This is a genomic window from Pedobacter sp. WC2501 (genome assembly GCF_052682415.1).
Genome location: NZ_JBQZFI010000001.1, coordinates 6153491 through 6165599 on the forward strand (window position 1 = coordinate 6153491; position 12109 = coordinate 6165599).

The following is a 12109-nucleotide window of genomic DNA, read 5'->3' on the forward strand; positions in this document are numbered from 1 at the left end:
ACAAAAAACCATATTTATATTCAAAACCACGAATATTTTTACAATTAGCAAAGCGCTCCAACTTTTTTATCGTTTCTTTGTAGTAGTATAGAACGATCATTTAAATTAAGCAAATACATACGGAATGAATTTTACCAATTTCGGCAGATACATCCTGCTACTCAAGTCTGTATTCAGAAAGCCGGAAAAACTGAAAATATACCTGAAAGAAATCGCCAAACAAATGGATTATGTTGGTGTAGGCTCTTTAGGTTTAATTGCTATTATCTCTACTTTTATCGGTGCAGTAATGACTTTACAAATTGCTTTCCAATTGGTTAGTGATTTTATTCCAAAAACCATTATCGGTTCTGTAAACCGTGACTCCAGTATCTTAGAGTTAAGCCCAACTATTAGTGCAATTGTATTGGCAGGAAAAATAGGATCAGCCATTTCATCAGAAATTGGTTCGATGCGTGTTACCGAACAGATTGACGCTTTAGAAATTATGGGTATAAATGCACCTGGGTATTTAATTCTTCCTAAAATTATTTCGGGCATAACCATGGTACCGATGCTGGTTATTATTTCAATGTTCCTAAGCATTACAGGCGGTTATCTGGGCGGCTCACTATCAGGCGCGGTAACCCCTGCCGAATACATTCAGGGTATTACCACTGATTTTAATCCTTATACCATCGTAGTAGCACTGGTAAAAGCTTTCGTATTTGGATTCATCATTACATCAGTTCCGGCGTATGAAGGTTTTTATGTTCGTGGCGGTGCTTTAGAAGTTTCGCAGGCCAGTACCAGAGCAGTTGTAATTAGCTGTATCTCTATTCTTGTTTGCGATTATTTAGTTACTCAACTTTTATTGTAATGATCGAAATTAAAGATATTTATAAATCTTTCTCTGGAAATGATGTATTGCAAGGTATTTCAGGAAAGTTTGAAGAAGGTGTAACCAATTTAATTATTGGTGGTTCGGGATCGGGGAAAACAACTTTACTGAAATGCATGGTAGGTTTGCATCAGCCAGATTCGGGCTCGGTATTGTACGATGGCCGCGATTTTACACCGATGACTTACGAGCAGCGTATTGAAGTGCGTAAAGAAATTGGCATGTTATTTCAAGGCTCTGCCCTGTTCGATAGTATGACCGTTGAAGAAAACATCATGTTTCCATTAAACATGTTTACTGATCAGAGCAGAAAAGAAAAGCTGGAAAGAGTTGATTTTTGTTTAGAACGGGTAAACCTTGCGGGTAAAAACAAATTATTCCCGGCAGAATTATCTGGTGGAATGAAAAAACGTGTTGGTATTGCACGTGCCATTTCTATGAATCCGAAATATTTGTTCTGTGATGAGCCTAACTCAGGCTTAGACCCAAAAACTTCGATCGTAATTGATGAGTTAATTCAGGAAATTACCGAAGAATATAAAACCACCACCATTGTGGTAACACACGATATGAACTCGGTTATGGGTATCGGCGATTACATTTTGTTCTTACACGAAGGAAAAAAATTCTGGGAAGGTAGTAATAAAGAAATTGCACATACCGATATTAAAGAACTAAACGATTTCGTATTCGCCAGCCGCTTCATGAAGGCTGCAAAAGATAAGTTTTAAGAAAATTCTTATATTTGTTTAGTTATGACAACGGCTACAAAAAATATCATTCACAAATTGGAAACCTTACCAGAAAGCATGGTAAACGAGGTAGAAGATTTTATTGATTTTTTAAAAGTCAAACATTCGAAGAGCTTTCCTAAATCGGAAAGTGAAAAAACAAATATTGTCGAAGAACCAAAAAGCTTATATGGCGCTGCAAAAGGTACAATTCTTTATATTTCTGATGATTTTAACGAGCCATTAGACGAGCTAAAGGATTATATGTAATGCGTTTTTTATTAGACACACACATATTTCTATTTTTTATTAATGGAGATAATGCTATTTCTAAAAAGATTATAGAGATCATAAACAATCCTGATACTGAAAAACATATCAGTATTGTTAGTATTTGGGAAATCACAATAAAGCTAAATATTGGAAAACTGAAGTTAAAAGATGATATAAACTCCATTTATCAATTACTCGATAAGTATCAGGTAAAAATTATTCAGCCTTCTAAAGATGATTTTATTACTTATTCTAAACTACCCTTAATACATAAAGACCCTTTTGATAGGCTTATTATTTCACAAGCAATAGCTAATGATTTAACGCTGATAACTGATGATCAATATATCAAAAGCTACCCAAATTTAAAGTTATTTAATACATGATACAATTACTTGCCCCAACCCATTGGAAAGATTATGAACTGATTGATTGCGGGGATTTTGAAAAATTAGAACGTTTTGGAAATGTAACCCTTATCCGTCCTGAGCCTCAGGCGGTATGGAAAAAAACATACTCAGAACAGGATTGGAAAAAAACGGCCAACATCACTTTCAGGGGCCGTTCGGCTACTTCGGGCGAATGGGTAAAGAAAAATCAATCTATTCCTGATCGTTGGCATGTAGAATATAAAAATGATGAAGTGGCCATTAAACTCCGCTTAGGTTTAACGTCTTTTAAACACGTGGGCGTATTCCCGGAGCAGGCAGTAAACTGGGATTTCATCTCTTCATCGATTAAAAAATTTAAAACGCCACAGCCAAAAGTTTTAAATCTTTTCGCCTACACCGGTGCGGCATCGCTAATTGCGAATGCAGCAGGTGCAGAAACCACCCATGTAGATTCGATTAAACAGGTGGTTACCTGGGCAAATGAAAACCAGGAACTTTCGGGATTGAAAGATACCCGTTGGATGGTTGAGGATGCCCTAAAATTTGTAAAGAAAGAATTAAAAAGGGGCAAAAAATACAATGGTATTATTCTAGACCCACCAGCTTATGGCCACGGCCCTAATGGCGAAAAATGGAAACTCGAAGATCATATCCAGGAAATGATGCAGGATGTAGTACAATTATTAGATGAAAAAGAACATTTCTTAATTTTAAATACCTATTCCCTTGGTTTTTCGTCTGTAATTGTTGAAAATTTAATCCGTACTTCTTTTCCTGGGGTTAAAAATCTTGAGACGGGAGAACTTTATTTACAGGCTACATCAGGCATTAAATTGCCATTGGGCGTCTTCGGTAAATTCTGTAATGTGTAAATGTTAATTACTTTATTTTAAACTATCAGATTTCCGTCCTACTTTCATCAGTCCGGAAAAAGACTAAATTTTAATTATCTAATATATTCTATGAAATTCCCTCAATTAGCAGGCACCCTAATACTTGGTTTTGCCGCAATCAGCTTATTTGCCAACTGTAATTCAGATGGTAAGAGTAGTGGCGGCATTGGTAAAATCTTCTCATCTGATACTACTAAAAAGAAAACCGACTCGACCGTAAACGTAATGAAACCGGTTGATCCAAAGCTTTACGATTCGTTAGTAAAAAAACTGGCAAACGGAGATACTACTGGAAGATGGCCAGTAAAAAAACAACCATATCCTTTAGCTGGGGCTATTTTACCGTTTAAACGCATTGTTGTTTATTATGGAAACCTGCATTCGAAAAAAATGGGAGCCCTTGGCGAATATGCACCTAAAGAAATGTGGAAACGCCTAAATGCAGAGGTTAAACATTGGGAAAAGGCTGATCCTACTACCCCTGTACAACCAGGATTACACTATATTGCTGCAGTGGCAAGTGGAACACCAGGGAAAGATGGAAAATATATTAACAGGATGGGAAATAAACAGATCGATTCTGTTTTAAAAATTGCCAAAATGCAACCCAACACAATTGTATTTTTAGATCTTCAGGTGGCTTTAAGTACTATAAAAGCAGAATTACCGCACATAGAAAAATATCTTGAACTGCCTTATGTACATTTAGGTATCGACCCGGAATTTTCAATGAAGGATGGTTCATTACCTGGCAGAAAAATAGGGACTTATGATGCTGCCGACGTAAATTATGTAACGCAGTACCTGGCCGATATTGTTAAAAAACACAATCTTCCTCCAAAAGTATTTGTATTGCACCGCTTTACAAAGAAAATGGTAACCAATTCAGCTAACATTAAATTACGTCCTGAAGTGCAGGTGGTAATGCATATGGACGGATGGGGCGAACCCGATTTAAAAATAGGCACCTATCGCCACTTTATACAGGGTGAGCCTGTACAGTTTACTGGATTTAAGCTATTTTATAAAAATGATCTGAAGAAAGAACCTAAACGGTTAATGACTCCAGAAGAGCTGTTAAAACTTAAACCAAAACCGATATATATCCAATATCAATAAAAATTGAAGCCTGTAATTATGATTACAGGCTTTTTTATTTGCTTCCAGTTGAAAAAACATATCTAGTCGTAGCGTCATGCTACGACTTTCAAAAAATTAGAAATAATAAATTTCTCAGCGGGATGCTAAGACCAGCGTCTATTGAAATATTTTCTATCTAGTTATAGCGCCGCGCCGAGACTTTCAAAAATTAACGGAAATGTTAAATGTCTTTGCATATCTTACGACAAGATTTATGCTTTATACAAAACACGCCCTCCTTAAAACATACAGGAATAATTAGCATTTAACTGTATTGTAATATCAAAAAAAAGTTTTTTTTTGATTGACCTAAAAATTGGAACAGATTTTATATATGTAGAATATGCAAGTAGCAACATTTGGCGGAGGCTGTTTTTGGTGTACAGAAGCCGTTTTTCAAACATTGAATGGCGTGAGCCAGGTTACATCAGGCTACATGGGAGGAGATTTAAAGCATCCTACTTATATGGAAATTTGTAACGGTGATACCGGCCACGCAGAAGTGGTTCAAATCGTATTCGATGAAAGTGTTATTTCGTTTAGTGAACTTTTACTGGCGTTTTTTAAAACCCATAATCCTACAAGCTTAAATAGGCAAGGTAATGATGTAGGCATGCAATACAGATCGGTAGTGTTTTACGAAAATGAAGATCAGAAAAAACTAACGGAGAAAATGATCGAAGATTTAACCAAACAGCACATTTTCGACAAGCCCATCATAACAGAAATTTCTCCCGTGGCTGAATTTTATGAGGCTGAAGACTACCATCAGAACTACTTTAGCAACAACCATGGAAAACCTTATTGCGCATTTGTAATACAACCAAAACTGAATAAGTTTGCAACTGATTTTAGAGATAAAATCAAACCAGAGTTTTTGGAATAATTAAATTTCGAAAGTAAGTAAAGCATGCTGACTAGCTGTATGAATATCTCTCCAAACCCTGTTAATTTCTGATTCCTTCTTTGCAGCCTCTAGGCCACAGTATGGAAATAAAGTAGCTGCCGATTTCCAGCAGGCATGGACCAGTTTACGGCTGATTGAACTTACCTCGCTTAATTTGTCATCAGCAATTTCTCCATTACTCATTAACTGATTCCAGGACGTCTCAAAAGTATGATAGAATTTTGCACGAAGGCTTAACACTTCTTCTTTGCAGCGGTTAAGTTCATTATTAAAAAACAAGATTTGTGCTTCGCTATATCTCCCTAACCCGGAACGGGAGTAAAATGATTGCTCTACCAGCTTAATAAAATGATTGGTCATGCCTAAACTATTTACCGTTAACGTAGTTTCTGCGAGCTGCAAAAAGGGATAGTCAAAGCCAGAATCGGCTACTTCAATTTGCTGGTTAATTTGAAAGGCACGATTTTCTTCAACCTTTAAATCGCAAACTTCAAAAGCATGGCTCCCTGTGGCTATTAAGCCAAAGTAAGACCAACCGGGTAAAATATTTACTTCCTCTTTTTTAAGGATGAATGACTTAATTTCCGGTTCTCCGTTTTCATCCAGAAAGTCATCACCATTTTCGTTTTTAATAATACAGTTAGCGGTAAATATAGTAGAGTGTAATGCGCCACTGGCATAACTCCATTTTCCATTGAGCAAATAACCAGTTTGCGTTTTAATGGCCACTCCAGTAACAGCACCACTCCCAGCAAAACAAACTTCGGGATTAGCAAAAATCTCTGCGGCCAATTCGGGATTTAAGAACCCTGCAAACCAGCCGGCACCGGCACAAAGTGTAATGGTCCAACCTAAACTTCCGTCGGCTTCTGCTAATTCTTCTTCCAGTCTTAAAATTTCAGGGAGTTTTTTGTTTGGTCCTCCATAAATTTCAGGCACAAAAAGTTTAAACCAGTTTTCCTGATAGGCCAGTTCTAAAATTTCGGGATGAAGCTTACCCATTTTTTCAGAAAGTGCGGCATAAGCTTTTACTTTTTCCTGCCAGGTAGTTGCTAATGTTTCACTCATGTTTTTTTTTATAGAATCTAATTAAGCCAACTTGAGCTTGCTTTTGTTAATGATTTTCTTCCAGTCAAAAAATCCAAATATAGCCACGACGAACAAAAACGTAGTTAAACAGGCCATAAGAGGAAGCTTTTTATGAAACAGCAACGGAATGGCAACAATATTCGAAATATTCAGGAATATCCAGTTTTCTATTTTGCGTTTGGCCAACAGCCACATTCCTGCCCAGGCAGTAGCAGAAACAAAGGCATCTGCAATTGGAACATCCGATTTGGTAAAGAAAATATCTATTTTAGCAATTACAAAATGTTCAGGCAAATTGATTAGAGCGGTGTAGAAAATTCCGAATCCTATTACAGAAATTAAAACAGCTATAAGTAATTCTTTTTTTGTTGACCATAGAACCTCCTTATGGTGATGATTTTCCTGATTTTTCCAAATTAGCCAACCATAAACGCTCATTACCAAATAATAAACATTCAGTACAATTTCTGCATATAAATTCGCTCTATATAGTAAGCTCATCACCAATAAAATAGAAATGATCCCCGTTGGATAAAGCCAGATACTATTTTTCTTCGCTAATAAAACTTCAGATACGCCGAAACCAACAGCCAGCCATTCGATTAATGAGGTGTGTAAAATCTGCTCCTGAAAAAGCTTAAACCAATCTTGAAAATTCATTTGCAATAATTTGCTTTGCAGCCGGTAAAAAAACAATTAGCTACTGTTTTCAGGGCGAAACAGTTTTGTAAATTTTAACCTCTTCCTACGGCGGCATTACCCGCATCAGGTTCATTTAAGGTTGAGGGCTGGAGGGTTGTAAGGTCGAGGGGAAACCCTCTGCCTTCTACCTATCTACCTTTCACCTCAAAATGGGTATAATCTCAGCAAATTAATGGCAACAGAAATTGCAGCATCAACAAGCACCCCTTTGAGCAAGGCAAATATAGGTTTAAAAATGAAATGTTTTGATTGAAATACGAAGAGTTGTCAACTTTCTTGCCAACAGAGCCTTTAAAGTTGACAACTCTCAAGTCTATTTAAAATAAGCCCAACTGCCCCTTATCGTCAATATCGATATCATCCGGATTGGTGATTTCGAAATCTATCTTTTTAGCAAGTTTTTCTTCTACCCCAGATTTTTCTTCGGTTTTAACTTCTTCCTTTTTAACAGGTTCGGCTGCTGGCTTTGTTTTTTCTACCACTGGCTTTTCTACCGCAACAGGTTTTTCTTTTACCTCTGGCTTATCCGCTTTAACTACAGGAGATTCTGCACGTTCAAATTTAGGCTTTGGCTGCGTTGCAACAGCTTCATCCGTAATTGTAGCATCATTGGCTTCAGTATCAGTTGTCGTTTCTTCATTACTAACCGCCTCATTAACCGTTATGCCATCATCCTCATTTTCCTCAACACTGGTTTCTTCAGGTTCTTCAACAGCCACTTCAGGCTCTTCTAATACTACTTTCTGTACATCATGTGGCGATAATCGATTGCCATTTGCTTTTAACCCTTTAACATCAATCAATTCAGCTAGGGTTAAATCCAACGTTTCCGGAATCTGGGTTTTACCTTTTAAAACATCGACGATAATTTTCGCTGCCGGATTTGAAGTAAGGCACAGCAACTTCGATTTCTGCTCCTCGCTTATAAAAATGGTTTTCCTCCCGTTAGCTTGCAGTTCAAATGCAAAACGTTTGATAAAATAGTTTTGTGCTTTGCCTTCAAAATGAACAGCGGCAAAAATCTGTTCAGGATCAAACTTCTGAATCAGGATTAATCCATCATCAAAGTGATTGCTCAGTTCGAAAGAACTTAACTCGTAGTAACCATCTTTATGTACCTGTAAAATGCGGTCATCGCCATCAAATTCACCCAGGTATTTTCCGCGACCATCAACATTTAAGCGCTTTAATAAGTCATCATACCAGATTTTCAGACCCGACAAGGTAGAAACGCCTTTGCTCTTCAGAACGATTTTTTTAACCGGATATTTTGAAATGATATTCCCCTGCGATCCGCGTCCTTTAATGGCTACTTCTGCAAAATCCTGATCGAACTGAAGTTTACGCAATTTAGAATGCGGTTTCAAGGCAACATTCACAATTTCCGCTTCACCATTCGGGTTGGCAGTAAAATATAAAACCTTTGAGCCTTTCGATCCTTTGGTTAAATCGTATTCTTTATCGCGTGTTACCCCAACTACGGCAAATCTTTTAATATAAGATGTACCGCTGGCACCATCTTTATAAACCATGTTGTAAATGGTACGCTCGTCGTTTTTCTTAAACACCTGGGCATGAATAATACCTTTACCTACAAAGGTTTTATCGGCCACCTTGGTGATGATACATTTACCATCTTCGCGGAAAACAATTACTTCGTCTATATCCGAACAATCAGCCACAAATTCATCCTTACGCAAACCAGACCCGATAAATCCGTCCTCACGGTTCATGTACAGTTTCACGTTCGCCAATGCTACTTTCGATGCTTCTACCCGATCGAATAAACGGATTTCGGTTTTACGCTCCCTTCCTTTTCCATATTTACTCAATAATTTCTGGTACCAGGCAATGGCATAATCGGTAAGATGTTTTAAATGGTTTTTAACGACTTTAATCTCATCTTCCAGGTTTTTCATCTGCTCATCGGCCTTTTTCACATCAAAACGGGTGATGCTACTCATTGGCTTATCAATCAGTTTCTTAAAATCCTCTGGTAAAATATCGCGGTAAAGCGATGGTTTAAATGGCTCAAATAAAAGATGTAATACTTCTACAACCTTTTCAAAATTGGTTGAGTTTTCATATTCAGGATTTTTGTACATCCCCTCCTGAATAAATATTTTAAGTAACGAACTAAAGAAAATTTTCTCCTGCAACTCGTGCAAGCGAATCTCCAGCTCTCTCTTTAATAAATTTTTAGTGTGTCTGGTATTTTCAATCAGGATATCGTTCACACTCAAAAAGAGTGGCTTATCACCCTGGATAATACAGGTATTTGGCGAAATCGACACCTCACAGGCCGTAAAGGCATACAATGCATCAATGGTAACATCAGGCGAAATACCCGGTGCCAGGTGCACTACAATTTCTACATTGGCCGCCGTATTATCCTCAATCTTTTTAATCTTGATTTTGCCTTTATCATTGGCCGATAAAATGCTATCGATAACAGAACCCGTTGTGGTACTGAATGGAACTTCGGTAATCACCAGAGTCTTTTTATCCTTCTCCGTTATTTTCGCACGAACGCGGATTTTACCTCCACGCTGTCCTTCATTATAATTCGAGAAATCGGCCATCCCGCCCGTAAAGAAATCGGGCAATATATTTGGGCGCACCCCTTTTAGGGCTTCTATCGAGGCATCCAGTAATTCGATAAAATTGTGCGGCATTACCTTGGTAGCCAAACCCACGGCAATACCCTCAGCCCCTTGTGCCAATAACAAAGGGAATTTTACCGGTAAAGTGATGGGTTCGTTGTTACGCCCATCATAACTCAACTGCCATTCGGTAGTATCTGGGTTAAACACCACATCGTTGGCAAATTTTGATAAACGTGCCTCGATATAACGTGGTGCAGCAGCACTATCGCCAGTAACCGGATCGCCCCAGTTACCCTGCATATCAATCAATAAATCTTTTTGCCCAATCTGCACCATCGCATCGCCAATAGATGCATCACCATGCGGGTGATATTTCATGGTATTACCGATTACGTTGGCCGCCTTATTAAAACGCCCGTCATCCATCTCTTTCAAAGAGTGCATAATGCGTCGCTGAACGGGCTTTAAACCATCGTTAATGTGTGGAACTGCCCTGTCGAGAATTACATAAGAGGCATAATCGAGAAACCAGTTTTCGTATAAACCGTTGATTGGGGTTATGGTATGTTTGTGCTCTTCGTTTACGTTTTGATCTAATTCTTCACTCATTTATTTACAAAAATTGGCAGCCGTAAATATAATAAAAATGATTACACCGAGTGAAGAGAGGTTATTCACATTTTGAGATCTAAAAAGTCGTCATCTCGACTGAAACGAAGTGGAACGGAGAGATCTATCTAATAGATTTCTCGACTGCGTTGCACTCCGCTCGAAAGGACGATCGCTTGGTACCCATCTCTAGAAAATAATATTATCCTATCAGCTGGTGTCTCACCTGCCGAAATATAATTTGTTTTTATTGATTTGGAAAGCAGGTTCCGTAAGTTTTGTTAAGTGTTACTCCGGCTTTCCGTTACGATCTTTTTTTTCCTCCAGCTCGGCTCATGGCCACAAAAAAGGATCTCCCCTGCAATCCGGTTTAGAAAAATAGTTTTGTGCTGCTATTTAGAGTTGCGTGGTGCATACAACCAATCACCCTTTAGAAATTAGTAAAAAGTAAGAATAGCATAAAACTATTGAGCTTATATCATCTTAAATGTCTTATATGGTAAAAAAAAGGCAAGAAAAAGATCCTTCACTGCGTTCAGGATGACAAATCATTTTATCCTATCGGCTGGTGTCTCACCTGCCGAAATATAATTTGTTTTTATTGATTTGGAAAGCAGGTTCCGTAAGTTCTATTAAGTGTTAATTCCGGCTTTCCGATACGATCTTTTTTGACTTCCTGCCCCACTGCTCATGGCTGCAAAAAAGGATCTCCACTGCAATCCGGTTTAGAAAAATAGTTTTGTGCTGCTATTTAGAGTTGCGTGGTGCATACAACCAATCACCCTTTAGAAATTAGTAAAAAGTAAAAATAGCATATAAGCTCTTGAGCTTATATCACCTTAAATGTCTTATATGGTAAAAAAAGATCCTTCATTACGTTCAGGATGACAAATCATTTTATCCTATCGGCTGGTGTCTCACCTGCCGAAATATAATTTGTTTTTATTGATTTGGAAAGCAGGTTCCGTAAGTTTTATTAAGTGTTAATTCCGGCTTTCCGATACGATCTTTTTTGCCTCCAACTCGGCTCATGGCCGCAAAAAAGGATCTCCCCTGCAATCCGGTTTAGAAAAATAGTTTTGTGGTACTATTTAGGGTGACAAAGTGTATACAACCAATCACCCCTTAGAAATTAGTAAAAAGTAAGAATAGCATAAAACTATTGAGCTTATATCATCTTAAATGTCTTATATGGTAAAAAAGAGGCAAGAAAAAGATCCTTCACTGCGTTCAGGATGACAGATCATTTTATTCATCGGCTGGTGTCTCACCTGCCGAAATATAATTTGTTTTTATTGATTTGGAAAGCAGGTTCCGTAAGTTCTATTAAGTGTTAATTCCGGCTTTCCGATACGATCTTTTTTGACTTCCTGCCCCACTGCTCATGGCTGCAAAAAAGGATCTCCACTGCAATCCGGTTTAGAAAAATAGTTTTGTGCTGCTATTTAGAGTTGCGTGGTGCATACAACCAATCACCCTTTAGAAATTAGTAAAAAGTAAAAATAGCATATAAGCTCTTGAGCTTATATCACCTTAAATGTCTTATATGGTAAAAAAAGATCCTTCATTACGTTCAGGATGACAAATCATTTTATCCTATCGGCTGGTGTCTCACCTGCCGAAATATAATTTGTTTTTATTGATTTGGAAAGCAGGTTCCGTAAGTTTTGTTAAGTGTTACTCCGGCTTTCCGATACGATCTTTTTTGCCTCCAACTCGGCTCATGCCCGCAAAAAAGGATCTCCCCTGCAATCCGGTTTAGAAAAATAGTTTTGTGGTACTATTTAGGGTGACAAAGTGCATACAACCAATCACCCTTTAGAAATTAGTAAAAAGTAAGCATATAAACTATTGAGCTTATATTAACTTAAGTGCCTTACATGGTAA

General features: G+C 37.7%; 10 protein-coding genes. 7 read left to right on the forward strand and 3 right to left on the reverse strand.

Annotation, left to right across the window (positions count from 1 at the left end):
- Positions 1-124: 124 nt before the first annotated feature.
- The 7 genes from ACUN24_RS25695 to msrA all read left to right on the forward strand — a co-directional run bounded on the left by ACUN24_RS25695 (position 125) and on the right by msrA (position 5195).
- Positions 125-859 carry an MlaE family ABC transporter permease gene (locus ACUN24_RS25695; protein WP_121283731.1) on the forward strand — a complete coding sequence of 245 codons (735 nt, stop codon included), beginning with the start codon at positions 125-127 and terminating at the stop codon, positions 857-859.
- Entirely contained in the window at positions 859-1611 is a 753-nt protein-coding gene (locus ACUN24_RS25700; RefSeq protein ID WP_086547603.1) for an ABC transporter ATP-binding protein, read from the forward strand. The genes ACUN24_RS25695 and ACUN24_RS25700 overlap by 1 nt, the downstream gene beginning before the upstream one ends.
- 24 nt (positions 1612-1635) lie before the next feature.
- Entirely contained in the window at positions 1636-1881 is a 246-nt protein-coding gene (gene vapB, locus ACUN24_RS25705) for a type II toxin-antitoxin system VapB family antitoxin (RefSeq protein WP_445565063.1), read from the forward strand.
- A complete protein-coding gene (locus ACUN24_RS25710) occupies positions 1881-2270 on the forward strand; it encodes a type II toxin-antitoxin system VapC family toxin (RefSeq protein WP_445565064.1) in 390 nt (129 codons plus the stop codon). The genes vapB and ACUN24_RS25710 overlap by 1 nt, the downstream gene beginning before the upstream one ends.
- Positions 2267-3148, forward strand: coding sequence for a class I SAM-dependent methyltransferase (locus ACUN24_RS25715; protein WP_445565065.1), 882 nt, complete (start codon positions 2267-2269; stop codon positions 3146-3148). The genes ACUN24_RS25710 and ACUN24_RS25715 overlap by 4 nt, the downstream gene beginning before the upstream one ends.
- 90 nt (positions 3149-3238) lie before the next feature.
- Positions 3239-4288, forward strand: a complete 1050-nt coding sequence (locus ACUN24_RS25720; protein ID WP_193420497.1) for a hypothetical protein — start codon at positions 3239-3241, stop codon at positions 4286-4288.
- A 364-nt stretch (positions 4289-4652) separates the two neighbouring features.
- Positions 4653-5195 carry a peptide-methionine (S)-S-oxide reductase MsrA gene (gene msrA / locus ACUN24_RS25725; RefSeq protein ID WP_445565066.1) on the forward strand — a complete coding sequence of 181 codons (543 nt, stop codon included), beginning with the start codon at positions 4653-4655 and terminating at the stop codon, positions 5193-5195.
- On the opposite strand, the gene ACUN24_RS25730 is transcribed toward msrA, so the two are convergent.
- From ACUN24_RS25730 to ACUN24_RS25740, 3 genes are all read right to left on the reverse strand, one after another.
- Complete coding sequence (locus ACUN24_RS25730) at positions 5196-6284, reverse strand: acyl-CoA dehydrogenase family protein (protein WP_445565067.1); 1089 nt, start codon at positions 6282-6284, stop codon at positions 5196-5198.
- 21 nt (positions 6285-6305) lie between these two features.
- Entirely contained in the window at positions 6306-6965 is a 660-nt protein-coding gene (gene pnuC, locus ACUN24_RS25735; protein ID WP_445565068.1) for a nicotinamide riboside transporter PnuC, read from the reverse strand.
- Positions 6966-7324: 359 nt separating this feature from the next.
- Entirely contained in the window at positions 7325-10222 is a 2898-nt protein-coding gene (locus ACUN24_RS25740) for a DNA gyrase/topoisomerase IV subunit A (protein WP_445565069.1), read from the reverse strand.
- Between the last annotated feature and the right edge of the window lie 1887 nt (positions 10223-12109).